Genomic DNA, 19437 nt, shown 5'->3' on the forward strand with positions numbered 1-19437 from the left:
GATTTCCCTACTGGCAAAAACTCCATATATTGGAATTAAAAATTACACCCCAACAATAACCCAGTTTATGGAATACCGAAAGTTAGGAAACACAGGTTTAGATTTGTCTGTTCTTGGATTTGGAGCATCACCCATGGGAGATGTTTTTAATGTTTCTGACGAAAAAGATGGATATCGTGCCGTTCATTATGCGATTGACCATGGTGTGAATTTCTTCGATGTTTCACCTTTTTATGGAATTACCTTAGCGGAAAAGCGATTGGGCAATGCTCTCGAAGGAAAACGTGACCAAGTGGTTTTAGCAACTAAATGTGGGCGTTATGACTTGCAGGAATTTGATTTTTCTGAGAAGAGAATCCTTCAAAGCGTAGATGAATCACTTAGCCGCCTTAAAACTGACTATGTAGACTTACTCCAACTTCACGACATCGAGTTTGTAGATAAGCACCAAATACTCAATGAAGCCTGGCCTACTTTGGTAAAGCTAAAAGAATCCGGAAAAGCCCGGTTTATAGGAATCACTGGGCTACCGGTAAATTACCTGGCAGAAATCACACGAAATATAAAGGTGGACACTGTGCTTTCTTGGGCACATTACAATTTGCTGGAAGACGAAATCAATCGGGAACTCGTGCCGCTTTCGAAGAAAAAAGGATTCGGACTGATGAATGCAGCTCCTTTGATGCAGCGTATTCTTTCAGATGCTCCATTGCCGGACTGGCATCGATCTCCTCCTGCTATGAAAGCAATGCAATCAGAGTTGCTTAAGCTTTGTGCGGGCTATGGAGTAAAACTAAGTGATGTCGCAATCCGCTATGCATTGGATCATCCCGATATTACTACCACGATCGTGGGGATGTGTGATCTTGCCACTATCACGCAAAATGTGGGTGCTCTGGATTTCAGAATTCCTGTAGGGCTGTTAGGAGAAATAGAAACGCTGGTAGCTCCTGTCAAAAACCAAATGTGGTATGAAGGCAAGCCCGAAAACAATATTTAGCAGGCAGATGGCAGTAGTCAGATCACAGTTGGCAGCGTCATCGCGAGCGACGAAGGAGAGAAGCGATCTCTTCGCATGTAGATAAAACTAAATTTGTCAAATAATGTCAGGCAAACTCAGACTTTGACTAGACTTATCTTATTCCAATCTGCCAATCAAAAAACATATAATTTCTAGGATTAATTTAATACAGTAACTCAAACCTTATGAAAGCACTAGTCCTCACAGCTATCGGTAAAACTGAACTCCGGGAAGTAGAAAAACCAGTTCCAAAATCCGGGGAAGTCCTCCTTAAAGTAGGTATGGTCGGTTTTTGCGGAGGAGATCTGAATAGTTATCGAGGTCTTTTTCCATTGCAAGAATACCCAAATATTCTAGGTCATGAAGTTGGCGGTACAATTGAGGACTTAGGTAATAATGTTCCGGCTGATATCAAAGTTGGTATGAAAGTGACGGTGTATCCTTATTTGAACTGTGGAAAATGCATAGCCTGCCGCAAAGGAGCCCGAAATGCCTGCAAGGAAAATAAAACTATGGGTGTGCGACGTCCCGGCGCTATGTGTAGATACATTGCCTTGCCATGGCAGGATGTTTTTCCATCAGAGAAATTGTCCCTTCGGGAATTAGCGTTGGCTGAGCCCCTCACCGTTGGTTTTCACTCAGTAAACCGCGCTAAAGCCACTTCTCAAGATCGTGTAGCTGTGATCGGCTGTGGAATCGTCGGTTTGGGAGCTGTCGCTGCTGCGGTTGAGCGGGGTGCGGAAGTGATCGCCATTGATCTGGATGATGCCAAGCTGGATATTGCAAAGAAAATCGGAGTCAGGCATACCATTAACCCAAAGAAATTAGACTTGCATCAGGCTCTACAGGAAATGACTACCAACGATGGCCCCGACGTGATTATTGAAGCAGTGGGTAGCCCTATTACTTATCGCCAAGCCGTAGAAGAAGTCGCATTTACCGGAAGAGTAGTTTGTATAGGCTATGCAAAAACACCCGTAGAATTCAACACTTCTCTTTTTGTACAGAAAGAAATAGAAATCTTGGGTTCGAGAAACTGCACAACAGAATTCCCTGAAGTGATCAGTTACTTGGAACAGGGAAAATTTCCTGTAGATGAAGTGATCAGCAAAGTGGTACCCCTAGACGAGTCCGAAAAAGCACTTGCTGACTGGGCCATAGATCAGCAGGGAATTATTAAAATAATGATAGATTTTGACAAGTAAAAAAATGATAAAATCCTGCGTAACAATCGCCCTGGTACCTCAGATCAAAACCGGTCCTTGGATTTTTTGGGAAGACTTGGAAGCCGGAATGGCAAAAGCTGCCAAGCTTGGTTTTGATGCGATAGAGCTTTTTACGGCTTCCCCTGATGCAATTTCAATCCCAAGACTTAAAGAGCTGCTGGAAAAATATAAGCTAAAACTAGCTGCCGTGGGAACGGGTGCCGGTAAGGTAATTCACGGACTGACGCTTACTGACCCTGATTCAGAAATTAGAAAAAAAGCTATTTCCTTTATCTCAGACATGATTGACTTTGGTGCTGCTTTAGGAGCTCCTGCAATTATCGGCTCAATGCAGGGAAATGTACTTCCCGAAAGTAACAGGGAAGAAACCATGTCTTGGCTGGCTGAAGGATTAAATAAACTGGGAAAACATGCTGAATCAAACCAAGTGATTCTGATCTATGAACCGCTTAATCGCTACGAAACCAACTTACTAAACACGCTTGAAGCCGGATCAAATTTCTTGGATACCCTAGAAACCAAGTCAGTGAAACTGTTGGCAGATTTATTCCATATGAATATTGAAGAAGGAAATCCGGAAGAAAGTATTTTGAACTGGGGAAAAAATATCGGCCACGTACATTTTGCGGACAGCAACAGAAGACCCATGGGTTTTGGACATACTTCCATGAAACCGATCGCTGAAGCGCTTAATACAATTGGGTATAGTGATTATGCCTCTGCGGAAGCTTTCCCCTACCCAGATCCTGATGCTGCAGCTGAGCAGACGATAGCTGAGTTTAGGAAATGGTTTCGTTAAAGGGAAGTTGGATTTACGAAATACGATTTACAAGATTCTTAGGTACTCCAACCCATGAATTCACTAGTGAACCGTATCTTCTACTTCTATCAACCGGTGTTCTTCATTCTCTCATTTCTTGATTCTAGACTCTAATTTCTAAAATCTTAAGCTTATTAATATCTTGATACTTACATCTAGCTACTTGATACTGCACAAATGAAACGTTACGCACTTACACTAGACCTCATCGACAATGAGGAATCCATCAAAGAATACGAGCAGCATCACGCCGCCGGAGCTGCATGGCCTGAAGTTACACAGCATGATAAAGACGCTGGAATTCTAAATCTTGAAATATTCCGCACTGGCAATCGCATGTTTATGCTGTTGGAAACAGTTGATGAATTTGATTTCGCTGAGAAGGCTAAATTCGATGCCTCTAATCCAAAAATCTTAGAATGGGAGGCATTCATGTGGAAGTATCAGCAGCCTATTCCCTGGGCAAAACCAGGTGAAAAGTGGGTATTGATGAAAAGAATATTCAAGTCAGGTGAATAATTAACAACCATTGACAAAGTGTTTTCTGATTTTATTAGCAATTTCCTAGTACACAAACTTTTCTCACAAATGAAAAACCTCATTAAATTCCCGCTGTTATTTACCTTAGCCCTTACCTCTTCAGTTTTTGCCTTCGGGCAAAACACAATGAATCCTCCCGCAGGCTACGATCATGATATAGGAACTATGGTATCCATGCTGGAAAACCTAAGGGCAAGGATAATTTACAGTACCCAAGGAATAAATCAGGATCAAACCGACTTTCTGCTGGACGATAAAGCCAATCGGATCGGTGCCATGATCATGCATTTGGCGGCTACAGAAGTTTACTACCAAGCATACACATTCGAAGGCAGAAGTTATAATGAAGAGGAAAAAGAGAAATGGGAAACTGCTTTGAATCTGGGAGATGAAGCGAGAGCTAAGTTTGTCGGCAAGCCTATTAAATACTATCTGGACATCTGGGCTGAAGTCCGCCAAAAGACATTGGATACACTCAAAACCAAGGATGACAAATGGTTTGCCGCATTGGCAGAAGGCGGACAGACTGACAATCACTGGGCTTGGTTTCATGTGATGGAGCATCAGGCCAATCACATGGGACAAATCAATATGCTGAGAAGTAGGCTGCCCAAGTAATCAACGCTTTATTTAACTACGACTTCAAAAGTCTTCACAAAGGCTAATCCGTCCTTAGTCAATCCCTCAACCCTCAGATTTAGATGTTTCTGAGATTGGGGGATTTTTACTTTAAAAGAGTAAACACCTTTTTCAGTCTCGGCAGTTGGATCCCAAAACAGCGTAGGTTTGATTTCAACTGGCTGATCACTTTCAGAGCTGTTTGGGAAAAGGATTTCCCGTGAGAAACCACGAATCTTAAACTGCTGAAATTCTGTAGAATTAAACGTATTTTCCTTAGTTGGATCAATTCTCTTTCCCTTTTTGTCGTGATCATAATTACTCCCCCAAATCCCGCCATACCAAAAGGTGGCGAATTAAATGTGTACACTTTAATTGACTCCAGTTCGGCAGGAATAAAGGATTCCATCAAAGTTTCGAAGGCTGTATCGTCCAAAAAAGGATATTGAGCTCCATCAATTATCAACAGAGGATTGGAAGATTTCAAACCATAATTGTAATTCCCAATACTTTTTCCACCTCTCTTAAATCCAAAATACGCTGCTAAAGCCGCATCTGAAATGGTTCCCAACCTATCCCCACTTAGTTCTCTGTCCGGTGTCCCATAGCCATAGTTTCTATCTTCCAGAGTTTCTATTTTGACATCTTCCTTTACAAATTCTTCCAGCAGGATATAATCCCCATAATCATCAAAGACTAATGCTTCATTTTCTCTTGAGTAAGTATGATACTGGAGCTTGGGATAAGAACCTCTAAAAACAGGTTTGGTTTTATCATTTAGCAACACAGATCCATAATGCCTTTGTCTTTGATCCAATGCTGCAATTGAGATCGTCGCCGTATATGTGAAGTACAAACCTGTAGCTCGGAAATATCCTGAGGAATCAGTGTTGACTATTCCATAATCTGCCAAATCATCTCTTACAATAGTGATGGGATTGACCAATGGATCCCGCTTCTTATCTCTGGTGAACTGCCCTTCTATTGTAATCCCAAACTCGATTTGATGATTGCCAAGGGTAAGGTTCTTAGGTGGATCTTTTACATCAAGCCATTCCATAGCATTTAAAATAGTCATTTGATCAGCAACAGTTGAGACCAAATCTGCATCCGTTAAGGAAACTGTAAACTGTGCGTCTGTCAGCTCCTCCGTTTCATCCAGAAGTGATAACTGAAATTCCATTTCTTTATAAGAATCTCTGAAAAACAATGAGTCTTTCAAATTGATAGTCAGATCTCCAAAAAGATCAGGATTGGTAATGGCGACGGTTTGGATATTTTCTTCTTTTTTCAAAATAGGAAGTGCTCGCAGAAAAATATCCTGCTCGGGATAATTGCGCATCCATTCAGTGTATGCTCGCAGGAAGTAATCACCTGATTTAATTTCATTTGGCAAAACGAATGCTCCTGCAATCTTTCCTGCTTTCACAGGGTAAGCTTCAGATTGGATCAGTTCAGCATCTTCATTCATCAAGTCTATATATAAAACTCTACTCAGCGTATCCGACATGATATTATTTTGATAGAGCATTTGTCCTCCAAACCAAACCGTTTCTCCGGGATAGTAATAGGGCTTGTTAGTACTGATGTACGGCTTTTCCCTCAGGTTATTCCAGCGGGAAAATTTGTATTGGGATTCATCCAGTTCCGTCAACAAGCTTTCAAAATCCTCCGAGGGCTCATAGTCATGCGGTAAAAATCTGCCCATACGCTGTCTTCCCATATACCCGGACAGAACAACCTGAGAAGGTTCCACTGGGATTCCATTTCTATCGATATCAAAGTAGCCCAATGGTGCTGAAATCCAGCTGATTGGGTAATAAACATCGGTATAATAGTCATTCAACCATTTTTTCCCGCGGTAGTGAATCTCTGCATCAAAGGGCCAGATTACCCGATAATTCCCATTTTCCAATGGTATTCTCTGTATAGAATCTGCATATACACGGCTAGTAGATTTGTCAAGTTCCTCTATATATACATTTGTACGGTCCCTAAAATGATCAACAGGAAGCAATTTGAAAATCTCGAAATCTTCTTCATACACCTTCGCCAGCAATACTGATTTCAACAGATGTCTAATTGACCCCATATAGCTAGTCACCTTGCCGGATTCTACTTTGGCTACCTCGGTAGAGTCAGTCAACTCATGAGCATCAAAAAACACAAACCCAACATAGGTGGAGCGATTGTTATAAAAACGATAATCCTTCAAATAATATGTCACATCGTATCCTAAAGCATTGTTTACAATCTGTAACGGCTCCTGGGCAGTGGCATGGACGTAGTTTGGTCCTCTTTCTTTTATGGTCTCAAAATCCAACACCCAGGGATTCTTAATATCAAGCAGGGAAGCAAATGGATCTTCAGGAAGAGCCAAAAAAACCTGTTTAAACCGTCTAAGGTCACGTTCCCACTTTTTGTCACGACGTGATTTCAATTCTACCTCAGTCAGCACAGATTCCAAAGGTTCCAACTTAAAATTCATCGTGGTGGAACCAGAAAGATTCAATGTCTTAGTAGCTGTTTCAAAACCTACAAAGGAAGCTACCAACTCAACATTCCTTGGGAGATCTCCACTTATACGATAATGGCCTTCATCATCCGTAGTATTTCCCAAAGTAGTGTTGTTAATAAAAACATTGGCAAAAGGCATGGCCTCACCTGTTTTTGCATTTTTTACTGTTCCGGAGATTGTTTGGGCATTCGCCAAAAAATTTACTCCCAGACAAAATATCACTAGAAGATTCCTGATGCTGGGAAACAATAAATTCATTTGGCTAAAATTGGGTTTGGCCTATTAAGATAGCCGTTTTACGGAAATAATATTGCCAACCAGTGTAGTGATAACCAAAACCTGTCAGGTTTATCAGATACTTTTCACACTTAACATTAAGACTAGCCCTGCTTCTGGAGAAGCAGGGCAACATCAATCAGTGCACTCTGATTTAGCCTCCTCTTACACTGTTAAAAAAAACCGCTCGTTTTAGGAGCGGTTTCAATTCTTAGTATCCAAGAGTTTTCAGCATACTTTCTTCTGTCTGGTCTTCTGCGAATAGCTTATGGGTAATATTCCCATCTTTATCCCGATCTATCAGCACATGTTTGGGTGCCGGGATCAGACAGTGTTGGATCCCACCGTATCCACCAAGGGATTCCTGGTAAGCTCCTGTATGGAAGAAGCCCAAATACTGTACTTTCTTTTCCCGCGCCTTTGGAAGGTAAATATTGAACTGGTGAGCTTCAGAATTATAGTAATCCATGCTGTCACAAGTCAATCCTCCTAAGTTGATGTTGTGATATTCCTCATCCCAGTTGTTTACGGCAAGCATAATATACTTCTGGTTAAGCCCCCAGCTATCAGGTAACTGTGTGATAAATGAGCCATCGATCATGTACCAAAGTTCCTTGTCGTTTTGAAGCTTTTCTTCCAGTACAGAATAAAGTACCGCTCCACTCTCTCCTACTGTATAGCTCCCAAACTCTGTGAAGATATTCGGTTCTTCCGCATTGTTTTTACCACACATCCACTTGATATTTTTCACGATTTGCTCCGCCATGTATTGGTAGTCATAGTCGAAAAAGACATTAGTCTTGATCGGCCACCCTCCCCCGATATCCATGGTATCCAAGGTAGGGGCGACTTTTTTCAAATCCACATATTTCTGGATAAAACGGGTCAATTCGGACCAGTAATAGGCAGTATCCCTTATTCCCGAATTGATGAAGAAATGCAGCATTTTCAGGCTTACATTCGGATTATCCCTGATTTTCTCTTCATACAACTTGATGATGTCATTATATCTCACTCCTAGCCTTGAAGTATAAAAACCAAACTTAGGTTCTTCATCGGCAGCTATTCTTATCCCTACTTGGAAAGGCACCTTCACATGCTCCAGATAGTAATCGATCTCAGTCAGATTATCTAAAATCGGCACACAGTTCACAAAACCGTCATTGAGCAATTCGGTAATGTATTGCTTGTACAGTTCACGCTTGAAGCCATTGCACACGATAAAAGTCTCCTTGGTTATCTTGCCCTGAGCATAAAGACTTCTGACTAAAGGAATATCAAAAGTCGAAGAAGTTTCAATATGAATATCATTTTTCAACGCCTCATTGAGCACAAAACTGAAGTGCGATGACTTGGTGCAATAGCAGTATGTATACTTGCCTTTGTAGTCATGCTGTTCCATCGCATTCTTAAAATACAACTTGGCATTCTGAATACTCTCGGAGATTTTAGGTAAATAAGAAAGCTTAAGTGGAGTTCCATAGGTCTGTATGATCTCCATCATATTCACTCCATTGAAGTGCAGCTCATTGTTTTCTACTTTAAATTCTTTGGTAGGAAAATCAAATGTCTGCTCAATCAGGTCTTTGTAGGTATTCATTAGCAAGAGTAGTTGGTGTTAAAGGCATGCAAAAATTGCTTTTTATCAGGGGAATTCAAACGAAAAAAGGACAAATCCCAAAGGACTGTCCCATTAATAGATAAAGGTAATGATTTCTTAATTTTCTACAGACCCATCAATGCATTCTGAAGCAGAAATTGCTCAGAATTAAAATGTCTTCGGTTACCGATTACCTCTTTCAACACTTTTTTAAATTTCACCTCCTTTTCCAAAAGTGAGACTAATCGGGAGAAGAATAGAGTTACTTCAGGATGACTTGGCGCAGGATAATGAAAATAAACAGACTTGTCTGATGGGGAAAACCCCAAATCCAAACTTTTCGGTTTTCCTCCTTCACTCAATCCTCTAAAAAGTGGATATAGCTCCTCAAAACACTCTTCAAACTTGCACATCCCCTGCATAACGATACCTGATTTTTCGTTGAAAATCTTCATGACCTCCTGCTGATTTACGGAAACTTTAGAAAAGCCAACGGATAAACTAAGTAATTGGTCAAAAGACGAAACCTTGGTCTGTTGTAATGCACTCATTTTTTTGAGTTTTAGAAGTTAAAATACCCTCAAAAATAAGTCAGAATAGCTTAAAATCCTATATTCCCTATAATTTTTATAGGGTTTTTATAAAATACAAACATACACACTTAATATACAACTCTATAACTTCACTTTCAGTAATCTATCCAGTGCCAGATGAAGTTCCGAATTATCCTTTGCAAAGCAAAATCGAAGAATTTTACGGTCACTTCCATCCGAAAAAAACACGGAAATCGGAATACTCGCAACTCCAATTTCCTTGGTTAGCCTCACAGAAAGGCCATAGTCAGATTCGTCCGACAGGTGGGCATAGGATACCATTTGGAAGAAGCTTCCCTGCGCCGGCGTGAATTGAAATGGAGTATTTTTCAGTCCATCGCAGAAAAGATCCCTTTTCTTTTGATAAAAATGCGGAAGTGTCAAATAGCGTCCCGCATCAGACAAGTAATCGGCAAGTGCATATTGTAAAGGTGTAGCTGTGCTAAAAGTCAAAAATTGGTGGATCTTACGGAATTCCTCCGTTAGCTTCGGCGGAGCAATACAATAGCCGATCTTCCAACCCGTCACATGAAAGGTTTTCCCAAAAGAACCACAGATAAACGTTCTTTCTCTCAGCGCCGGGTGGGTCAAAAGAGAATGGTGTACCCGCCCGTCAAAGGTGATGTGCTCATAAACTTCATCACTTACTATCAAAATATTGGTGTCCTGAATCAAGTCAGCCAACGTATCCAGATCTTGCCTAGTCCACACATAGCCGCTCGGATTATGCGGTGTATTGACCATGATCAATCGTGTCTTGTCAGAGATAGCCGATTTCACTCTTTCCCAGTTAACCGAAAAGTCAGGCATCTCCAAGGGTACAAAAACCGGAATTCCTCCACTCAACTCCACCGCAGGTGCATAGGAATCATATGCAGGATCTAAGAGGATCACTTCATCGTCCTGCTTCACCACCGCGGTCACAGCAGCATACAGCGCTTCAGTAGCGCCTGAGACTACAGTCACTTCTGACTCTGAATTCAAGTCAACCCCATAAACCAACTTGGTTTTTTCAGCGATCCGCTCACGTAATAAAGGCACTCCGCCCATAGGGGCGTATTGATTGAAACCTGCTCTCATGTAGTGATTTACCAAATCAAGCAATACCGGATCACATCCGAAGCCCGGAAATCCCTGCGAGAGATTAATTGCCTTGCTATCACTTGCAAGCTTCGACATGACTGTGAAAATTGTAGTCCCTACATGGGGAAGTTTGGATGAACTCGGCATAACTTCAAAACTATTGATTTTGCGATAGTATTTTTCAATGTGAACGAATTGAGTACAGAATTGTCTTTATTTTCCGCAGATTAGCGCAGAAAAACACCGCAGATCTACGCTGATTTTCTTAGTAGAATTTCCAATAAATATGGACTACTGTAACGGTTCGAATCTCCCGACTTGGACAAAATAATTACTGCCTTTCAATTGGTCTCAGCTGAATTTATTATGAAAGTTTTATGAAGCAGTCAGGAGACTGCAATATGATCAGCACAAGCCTGCCCGACCGGTAGGCAGGTCTGAAGACTTTGCGCCAGATGAATTTTAGGCATTTTTGACTACTTTTGCCTCGCTTTAGCCAACCCAATATAACTTTAAAACTCCACCAAAATGCGAGATATTAAACTAGTAGAAGTACGTTCGGAAATAGCTGCCGGCACCCGGGGAGCAAGTATGGGGATTGACGCATTGAAAATTGCAAGTTTGGATAAGAAGTCTGATTTCTTCACCCAGTTTGATCCAATTAATGTTCCTGATGCCAATAATTACCTTTGGAAAGGAAATAATTTTCCCCATGCCAAGTACATAGACGGTGTATATCAGGTGTTGAAAAATGTGTATTCCACCATAGAATCACTGAGGATGGAAAAGAAATTCCCTATCGTCCTGGCAGGGGATCACAGCACCGCCGCAGGAACTATCATGGGAATCAAAGCTGCCGATCCCGAAAAGCGACTGGGGGTGATCTGGATAGATGCCCATGCTGATTTGCACACTCCTTTCACCACTCCTTCCGGAAATATGCATGGAATGCCATTGGCGATGGTTTCCCAATTGGACAACCTGGACTGCCGGGTCAATGAGCCATCCGAGGAGACTTTGGCGATCTGGAAGAAAATCAAAACCATCGGTGGTGACTTCCCAAAAATCATCCCAAGTGATATAGTATTCATCACAGTCAGGGACACGCAAGCTCCGGAGGATCATTTGATGAAAAATTACGGAATAAAAAACTTCAGTACCCAAGAAGTTCGCTCAAAGGGAATAGAACAGATCGCCACTGAAGCCTTAGAAACACTTAAAGACTGCGATCAAATCTATATTTCATTTGATGTGGACAGTCTGGATAGTTCTATTTCTGTAGGTACGGGCACACCTGTTCCTGATGGATTGACAGTCCAAGAAGCGATAGAGTTAAATGTCAAACTCATACGGGACAAACGCGTCTGCTGCTGGGAAATCGTGGAAGTAAACCCCACGCTGGATTCAGAGAATTTGATGGCTGAAAACGCTTTCGAAGTCCTCGAAGCAACAACTAAAAGCCTGGTAGATAATTTCTAACTTAAGCCACAAAGAACACAAAGTGACACAAAGATGGACCTGAAAAAAGAATTGAATGAAGATGAATTATCCAATATCGTTCTGGGTGTTGCAATTGATGTTCATACGCAACTAGGTCCTGGATTGCTTGAGAATGTCTACAAAAAAGTTTTAGCAATAAAACTTCAAAACTTAGGTTTGCAAGTTGAAGTTGAAAAGACAATGCCAATTACGATTGATGGGATTTCAATTGACCTCGGTTATAAAATCGATCTACTTGTTCAAAAATAGTTGGTCATCGAACTGAAGTCTGTTAAAGAAATATCTGACGTCCATTTGGCCCAAGCAATAAATTATTTAAAGCTTGGAGGTTATAAATTAGGTTTAATTATAAACTTTAATGTCTCAAAATTGCGATACGGAATCAAGAGGGTTATAAATACTAAAGGGCCAAGACCTTTTTAATCCTTTGCGAACCTTTGCGCTCTTTGTGGCAAAATTATTATCATGAACATACAAGAATCAATACACAACGGCATTCAGCTTGCCTTTCAGCATATCTTCAATCACGACCTGCCGTTGGAGCAGATCAGTCTCGCTCCTACGCGGAAGGAATTTGAAGGAACCTATACTTTCGTTGTCTTTCCTTACCTGAAAGTATCGAAGGCAACTCCGGAAGCTACCGCCACTTTGATCGGTGAATACCTCAAAGAAAATGTCGCTGAAGTATCGGGGTTCAATGTGGTGAAGGGTTTTCTGAATCTGGAACTGAACAATATGATCTGGGTAGATGTGTTCCAAAAGCTTTTTGCAAATGAAAACATCGGCCAGCTTCCTGCCAACGGTCAGAAAGTGATGGTGGAATATTCTTCCCCAAACACGAACAAACCATTACATCTAGGCCACTTGAGAAATAACTTTTTGGGTTTCTCAGTCGCCAATATTCTAGAAGCAAATGGCTATGAAGTGATCAAAGCCAACCTGGTAAACGACAGGGGAATTCACATCTGTAAGTCCATGGTGGCTTACCGGCATTTTGCCAATGGTGAAACTCCGGAGTCTTCCGGACTGAAAGGAGATCATCTGGCCGGCAAATACTATGTGATTTTTGATCAGGAATACAAAAAGCAGATTGCTGAACTAAAAGAAAAAGGACAGACAGAAGAGGAAGCCAAAAAGAATGCCCCCCTGCTCCTTGAAGCGCAGGATATGCTCCGCAAGTGGGAAGCCAATGACGAAGAAGTGGTCTCACTGTGGAAGCAGATGAATGCTTGGGTGTATGCCGGGTTTGAAAAAACCTACCGACGTATGGGAGTTAGTTTTGACAAGTATTATTATGAGTCGGACACCTATCTGTTAGGCAAGGATATTGTCGCTGAGGGTCTCGATAAGGGAGCCTTTTTCAAGAAGGAAAATAGCTCAGTTTGGGTGGATCTTACTAATGAGGGATTGGACGAAAAGCTTGTTCTTCGTGGGGACGGCACCTCTGTTTACATCACTCAAGATATGGGAACTGCTGATCTGAAGTACGATGATTTCGGAATCAGTAAATCTGTATATGTAGTTGGAAATGAGCAGGATTATCACTTTGATGTCTTATTTAAGATTATGAGAAAATTGGGCAGACCTTATGGTGAAGGACTGTATCATTTGTCCTATGGCATGGTAGATTTACCAACAGGAAAAATGAAATCCCGTGAGGGAACTGTGGTAGATGCTGATGATCTGATGCAGGAGATGGTAGATACTGCAGCTCAACACACCAAGGAGCTTGGCAAAATCGATGGCTTCAATGAAGAGCAGGCAGCCGAACTCTATGAGACCCTTGGAATGGGAGCTTTGAAGTACTTTCTGCTGAAGGTAGATCCAAAAAAACGAATGCTTTTCAATCCTCAAGAATCTATAGAGTTTCAGGGAAACACAGGGCCTTTTATCCAATACTCACATGCCCGAATCGCTTCTATCTTGAGAAAAGCAGCGCAAATTGGAGTTGATTACAAGCAAGCGGATTTCTCCGCTATTTCTAAAATTGAAGAATCAGAGTCGAGTTTAATTTACCTGCTTAATGATTTTGAAAAGAAAATCTCTCAGGCTGGATTGGATTATTCTCCTGCAGTATTAGCACAATACCTTTTCGATTTAGCCAAGGAATACAATAGATTCTATGCAGATCTCCCTATATTTCTGGAAAATGATCCAACTGTTCTTTCTTTCCGCGTAGCACTTTCGGCGCATACTGCCAAAACTCTGAAAAGAGGAATGCTGCTACTTGGAATCACGGTACCGGAACGAATGTAATACTAAAACCGAGCACGACTCAATCGACTCACAACTTGTTTCGGGAGAGGGATGATTATTAACTGTGCGAGGTTCCATTTGACTGCCCGGAAGGCAGGTTCAGTTTCCTTGGTCACAGGACAGATTATAACTTTAAAAAATAAATTATAAACAAATGAAAAACTTACTATTTCTAGGCTGCCTCCTTTTACTTGTGAGTGCTTATTCTATCAGTAAAACCCATTTGTCTAAAGCTAAGACCAGTTTAGTTTCCAAACATGGCAAGGTAAAATCCTTTTATGAATTCACCATGAAAGACTTAGAGGGCAATGAAGTTGATTTCAAGACTTTCAAGGGCAAAAAAATCATGGTAGTAAATGTCGCTTCCAAATGCGGCTACACCCCACAATACGAAGCATTGCAAAAATTGTATTCTGAGAATAGTGACAAACTGATCATTTTAGGTTTTCCTGCCAACAATTTCGGCGGACAGGAGCCCGGTTCGAACGAGGAAATCAAATCTTTCTGTTCGGAAAATTATGGGGTCACTTTCCCGGTGTTTGAAAAAGTCTCAGTAAAAGGTTTTGACAAACACCCTATTTACAGATGGCTTTCGGATGCCGAACTAAACGGCTGGAATAACGAAGAACCGAGTTGGAACTTCTGTAAATACATGCTTAATGAAAAAGGTGAACTGATCAAATTTTTTCCTTCGAAAGTTGAACCATTAGATCAGGAAATCCTGGATTTAATCAACGCTTAATCAGACTATTCCCTACTGAGTGAAACAAGCAATACATACAAAAAAGGAAGCCTGGCTGCATGCGGTCAGGCTTCGAACTTTACCCCTTGCTCTAGCGAGTATTTTCGCAGGATCATTTTTGGCAGCTTACAAGGAAGTTTTCCGCTGGGAGATTTTACTATTCGCTTCATTGACCACCATCTTTCTACAGATCCTATCCAACCTTTCCAACGACTATGGGGACACTGTGCACGGCGCAGACCACCAAGAGCGTCAGGGTCCTGTGAGAGCCGTACAATCCGGTCTGATCTCTTTACCCGAAATGAAGAAAGCCATGTACTTATTTGGTGCATTGGCCCTGGTTTCAGGCTTGCTTTTGTTATTCCTCGCAATACAGGACTGGGTACTTTTCGGAGTATTCTTAGGCTTGGGACTAGCTGCTATCTGGGCATCTATTTCATATACCTCCGGGAGTAATCCTTACGGATATGCCGGGTTTGGGGATATTTCCGTGTTTGTATTCTTCGGTTTGCTGGGTGTTTATGGCACTTACTTTCTCCATAGTTTAGCTTGGGATGATTCGGTCATTTGGATTGGAATAGCATTAGGATTTTTCAGCGCCGCGGTGCTAAACATCAATAATATCCGGGATATAGATTCTGATACAACGGCCGGAAAAAGATCTATTCCTGTACGGATTGGCAAGAAGGCGGCTATTGTTTACAACTGGTTCTTGATTTTGGGAGGAAATTATTGTCTGGTGATTTTCGCTTTTATCACCAAAGAATGGACTGCTATACTTGCCCTGGTGGTTTTGCCGTTGATGATCAAAATTGGAATAGGCGTACAAAAAGGAAAGGATTCTCAAGCGATAGATCCCAATCTAAAAAAAATGGCAATCAGCACTTTGCTATGGGTTATTCTTTTTGGGATAGGTTTGGTTTTTTTAGGGAAAAGCTGATAAAAGTCCTTTTCTAATCTTCAAATTAGAGGTAATTTGGCATAAACCAACTCAGTGCTAATATGAACAAAATACTTGTCCCTTTCGATTTTTCAGAACAGGCACAGCATGCTCTGGATCTATCCACTAACCTTTCTAGTAAACTTGATAATGTGGAAATTACTGTATTGCATGTCATAGAAATCCCTTCTACAGCCGGAATGAATACCATGGGCGGTGGGGAAATGGTTCCTGATTATGAAAATCAAATATTCTTTATCGAACTGATGGACCGCCGAAAAGCGCAGTTTAAAGAAATGGAATCCAAGTATTCCGGAAACAACTATTCCTTCAGAACTAAATTAGTATTGGGAAATGCCTTCAAAAGTATTTCTTCTGCAATATTGGAGGAAGATCCGGATTTAGTTGTGATGGGTTCTAAAGGATCTAGCGGAATGGAAGAAGTTTTGATTGGAAGTAATACCGAAAAGGTAGTACGTACAGCCCATTGCCCCGTTGTCACTGTCAAAACCGCAACAGATCCCGCTACCATTAAAAAAATTGTGTTTGCAAGTGATTTCCGTGAAGATCAGGATGAGTTAGCCAATCAGCTCATAGCTCTCCAAAAATTATTTGATGCCGATCTCTACTTGGTAATAATCAATACTCCGGGAAGTTTTGAGACCACCAGGGAGTCAGCTGTTAGAATTAAAAGATTTGTCAACAAGTACGCTATTGTAGGAGCTGTAGCTGAAATATATAATTCATATTCTGAAGAAGCAGGGATCGTGGAATTTGCAGGAGATATTGATGCAGATATGATTGCTATGGCAACTCATGGAAGAACCGGTTTGGCCCACCTGTTTACGGGAAGCATCGCTGAAGATGTGGTCAACCATGCAAAACGTCCTGTCTGGACATTTAAAACTAAGTAGATTCCTCAATTGATAAATTGGGGCTGTTTCACAAATCATAATTGTCAGGCTGATCGACTACCACCTCCAGGAGGACAGGCACTCAGTCTGACAAGAAAACCTGATTTTGAGATAGCCTCTTTCGTTTTAATATGACAAAAAAAAGTAACGACTGGAAAAAGCGCGATGGTGTGGTGTATTCCACCAGTGATGATTTTGAATTTCAAACAGGAAATGATGAAATCGAAGAAACTCTTGCAGCAAATCAGCAAAACCTTAAAGTATTGCTGGACAAAAAAGCCCGTGCAGGCAAGAAAGTAACTTTGATTGAAGGTTTCATCGGAAGTGATGATGATCTTAAAGAATTGGGAAAAATGCTTAAAAATAAATGTGGAGTCGGTGGATCGGCAAAGGATGGGGAGATCCTTATCCAAGGCGATCATCGAGACAAGGTAGTTCAGGTTTTGCTGGCAGCCGGTTACAGAGCAAAAAAGTCAGGAGGATAAACGGTAAAAGTTGAAGTACAATGCCCTTAAAAGCTAACTGATAATTTTACGGAAATCTATTGCACGATACATTACTCCTTTCTGTTGTTATCATCCTAAGGATCATTTCCAATCCTCTTGCAAATGTCTTCCAAAAGCAATTAACGATTCAGGGATCGCATCCCCTATGGGTGAATTTCCTCACTTATTTCCTCTTGGCAAGTGCTTGTTTAGTAGGGTTATTATTTTTGGATTTGAGTGATCTGGCCGATGGCTTCTGGTTTTACGCTATACTTGGGGGGATTTTTGGTGCTTTGGGAAATGGGCTCTTGGTTAAAGCACTCCATAGAGGCAATCTTTCCATTCTCGGCCCAATCAATTCATACAAATCTATTGTAGGGCTAATTTTCGGGATTTTTCTTTTGAGAGAAACCCCCAGCCTTTGGGGAATTTTGGGTATTGGGATTATCGTTTTCGGAAGTTACCTTGTGCTTGACACTACTGAAGAACGCTTCTCACCTGCTCTTTTGAGAAACAGGGAAATCCAGTTCCGCCTCGGGGCTATGGTTCTAACGGCTATAGAAGCAGTATTTGTAAAGAAAGTCATACTTGCCTCCTCTACTACTCTGGCCTTTATCTCTTGGTGTTTGTTTGGTGCCCTATTTTCATTTTTACTTTTGCTGATTTTCAGGATAAATCCCGCCCGGGAGTTCTCCAATGTTAAGTTCTACAGTCTTGGCAAACTCATTTTTCTGATTAGTTGCATTGGCATCATGCAGCTTTCCACGAATTACGTCTTCAAAAATATGGAGGTAGGATACGCACTTTCGCTTTTCCAACTCTCCGTTATCGTCAGTGTACTTTTAGGCTATAGAATATTTAAGGAGAAAGAGATCCGGAAGAAAATCATTGGATCAGCCATTATGGTTGTAGGATCAGCACTGATTATCCTCTTTAACTAACCCAAAAAGGGTTGTCGAGTCTATTTGGTCCTATATCACTACGCAATCCTTCAATACTGAATCGGATCAAAAAAAAGTGTGGCTATCAAAAAGGAAATTATTGATATAACAAACCCAAACATAAAAATATTATAACTCTTCCTTAGCATCCGGTACTTCACTGAAAGTACTTTTCCCAGATAATAAATATCAGTAATCATACTTCCGTATAAGTATCCCCCGTCCTCCATCAACGTATACATCCCTTCCTTATATTCAGAAAGTGACATTTCGTGGAAATTCCCAAAGTAGAGGAGATTACCTTGTTTCTTTTGGATATCCTCTTTAGTCACCACCCCGTTAGATACCTTGGGTCTGGTAGCCAAAATAGCAAAAACCATCGCCGTAAGACATGTAGCCACCAGCAAAAATGTAGGAATCATATAATTGGGATACTCCTCCAGCTTACGGATCAAGACCGTCACTACTATGGATAAGATGATCGAATTCACGGATATCATGATATTGGCTTTGTTGTCCGCTAAAGCCGAAAGCTGCAAATGATTGGTAGAAGTAACGCGGAACATCGTCTCTACTCCCCGTTCAGACTTCTTTTTATCCTTTTTATTTTTTTTCCCCTGAGAACTGGACTCTTCCTCTTTCAATGCTTCTTTTATCTTCATTTCAATAAGTTTCAGATTTTTTTCCTTTCCCGGCTGCAGAAATCTCCTCGCATACTCGGTATGGTAGCGATGCGAAAGCATAAATACTTGACTGCCTCTCAACCAATCACTGAGTGGAACTTTCCCATATCCTGAATTTTCCTTTTCCTTTTTCAATAAAAGCGTTTGCTCATAAAACTTCTCTGAACTCAAGTGATACAAATCCGCATCACATATGATTTCTTCCAACAGGTTTTGAGGATTTTGGGGAATCCTTGTCGCTAGAATAATGGATTTTATCCGGTCAACCCGTTCCTTCCCAATCCCCAGTTGCAGCAAGCATTCCTGCGCTATCTTTGCTCCCCGTGCCTCATGCCCCTCTCCTTTTCCTTCCCAATAGCCCACATCATGCATCCATCCTGCAAAAAATAAATCCTCGCTCTCCTCTCTCGCTAGTTTGTAGTACTCGCCTATCTCTCTGACTTTCTCCACAATCTGCAGTGTATGATCAATGTTATGATAGCAAATCTCGGATTTTTGCCTATTTTCAAACATGTTCCTGATCCAGGATTCGAATTTTTCCAATTGTTTATCCACAGTTATTCACTTATTTTGAGCATACCAAATTCAAGGTAATTAGTTCCCGTTGAATAACGATGCATTACTTCAATATATTAGTCTTACTCCTATTTCTGACCAGTAAATGTAGCCCGAGTGTATCGG

Annotated in this window: 17 protein-coding genes and 1 pseudogene; 13 read left to right on the forward strand and 5 right to left on the reverse strand. The window is 41.2% G+C overall.

The genetic code is table 11. The annotated features are described in order from the left end of the window. The first annotated feature begins 67 nt into the window (after positions 1-67). From ID165_RS08920 to ID165_RS08940, 5 genes are all read left to right on the forward strand, one after another. Positions 68-1000, forward strand: a complete 933-nt coding sequence (locus tag ID165_RS08920; protein WP_192350001.1) for an aldo/keto reductase — start codon at positions 68-70, stop codon at positions 998-1000. Between the two features lie 206 nt (positions 1001-1206). After that, on the forward strand, positions 1207-2226 hold the full coding sequence (locus ID165_RS08925; RefSeq protein ID WP_192350002.1) for a zinc-binding alcohol dehydrogenase family protein: 1020 nt from the start codon (positions 1207-1209) through the stop codon (positions 2224-2226). Positions 2227-2230: 4 nt separating this feature from the next. Beyond that, positions 2231-3046 (forward strand): sugar phosphate isomerase/epimerase family protein, encoded by an 816-nt coding sequence (locus ID165_RS08930; protein WP_192350003.1) that lies wholly within the window; start codon positions 2231-2233, stop codon positions 3044-3046. 198 nt (positions 3047-3244) lie between these two features. Continuing rightward, positions 3245-3586 carry an L-rhamnose mutarotase gene (locus ID165_RS08935; protein ID WP_192350004.1) on the forward strand — a complete coding sequence of 114 codons (342 nt, stop codon included), beginning with the start codon at positions 3245-3247 and terminating at the stop codon, positions 3584-3586. Positions 3587-3655: 69 nt separating this feature from the next. After that, positions 3656-4225, forward strand: a complete 570-nt coding sequence (locus tag ID165_RS08940; RefSeq protein WP_192350005.1) for a DUF664 domain-containing protein — start codon at positions 3656-3658, stop codon at positions 4223-4225. A 106-nt stretch (positions 4226-4331) separates the two neighbouring features. Here the strand turns inward: ID165_RS08940 and ID165_RS08945 are convergent, their stop codons facing one another. The 4 genes from ID165_RS08945 to ID165_RS08960 form a co-directional block, all read right to left on the reverse strand. Continuing rightward, a complete protein-coding gene (locus ID165_RS08945) occupies positions 4332-7001 on the reverse strand; it encodes a carboxypeptidase-like regulatory domain-containing protein (RefSeq protein WP_192350006.1) in 2670 nt (889 codons plus the stop codon). 229 nt (positions 7002-7230) lie between these two features. Beyond that, complete coding sequence (locus ID165_RS08950; protein WP_192350007.1) at positions 7231-8619, reverse strand: arginine decarboxylase; 1389 nt, start codon at positions 8617-8619, stop codon at positions 7231-7233. 125 nt (positions 8620-8744) lie between these two features. Then, positions 8745-9170, reverse strand: a complete 426-nt coding sequence (locus ID165_RS08955; protein ID WP_192350008.1) for a hypothetical protein — start codon at positions 9168-9170, stop codon at positions 8745-8747. A gap of 123 nt (positions 9171-9293) precedes the next feature. Continuing rightward, positions 9294-10442, reverse strand: coding sequence for a methionine aminotransferase (locus ID165_RS08960; RefSeq protein ID WP_192350009.1), 1149 nt, complete (start codon positions 10440-10442; stop codon positions 9294-9296). A gap of 381 nt (positions 10443-10823) precedes the next feature. Between ID165_RS08960 and ID165_RS08965 the strand changes: the two genes are divergently transcribed. From ID165_RS08965 to ID165_RS09000, 8 genes and pseudogenes are all read left to right on the forward strand, one after another. Beyond that, the gene (locus ID165_RS08965; RefSeq protein WP_192350010.1) at positions 10824-11774 is read left to right on the forward strand and encodes an arginase; all 951 of its coding nucleotides are present in this window, start codon (positions 10824-10826) and stop codon (positions 11772-11774) included. 33 nt (positions 11775-11807) lie between these two features. Then, positions 11808-12218, forward strand: a pseudogene (locus tag ID165_RS08970) (GxxExxY protein). 42 nt (positions 12219-12260) lie between these two features. Further along, positions 12261-14051, forward strand: coding sequence for an arginine--tRNA ligase (gene argS, locus ID165_RS08975; protein WP_192350011.1), 1791 nt, complete (start codon positions 12261-12263; stop codon positions 14049-14051). Positions 14052-14205: 154 nt separating this feature from the next. Next, positions 14206-14793, forward strand: a complete 588-nt coding sequence (locus ID165_RS08980) for a glutathione peroxidase (protein ID WP_192350012.1) — start codon at positions 14206-14208, stop codon at positions 14791-14793. Between the two features lie 19 nt (positions 14794-14812). Beyond that, on the forward strand, positions 14813-15733 hold the full coding sequence (locus ID165_RS08985) for a 1,4-dihydroxy-2-naphthoate polyprenyltransferase (protein ID WP_192350013.1): 921 nt from the start codon (positions 14813-14815) through the stop codon (positions 15731-15733). Positions 15734-15795: 62 nt separating this feature from the next. Then, positions 15796-16647 carry a universal stress protein gene (locus ID165_RS08990; RefSeq protein WP_192350014.1) on the forward strand — a complete coding sequence of 284 codons (852 nt, stop codon included), beginning with the start codon at positions 15796-15798 and terminating at the stop codon, positions 16645-16647. A 131-nt stretch (positions 16648-16778) separates the two neighbouring features. Then, positions 16779-17132: a translation initiation factor gene (locus tag ID165_RS08995; protein ID WP_192350015.1), complete on the forward strand. Its 354-nt coding sequence runs from the start codon at positions 16779-16781 to the stop codon at positions 17130-17132. A gap of 59 nt (positions 17133-17191) precedes the next feature. Continuing rightward, complete coding sequence (locus ID165_RS09000; RefSeq protein WP_192350016.1) at positions 17192-18073, forward strand: EamA family transporter; 882 nt, start codon at positions 17192-17194, stop codon at positions 18071-18073. A gap of 50 nt (positions 18074-18123) precedes the next feature. Here the strand turns inward: ID165_RS09000 and ID165_RS09005 are convergent, their stop codons facing one another. Next, on the reverse strand, positions 18124-19311 hold the full coding sequence (locus ID165_RS09005; protein ID WP_192350017.1) for a Pycsar system effector family protein: 1188 nt from the start codon (positions 19309-19311) through the stop codon (positions 18124-18126). Positions 19312-19437: the final 126 nt, after the last annotated feature.

Origin of the sequence: Algoriphagus sp. Y33 (assembly GCF_014838715.1) — a bacterium.
Lineage (GTDB): Bacteria > Bacteroidota > Bacteroidia > Cytophagales > Cyclobacteriaceae > Algoriphagus.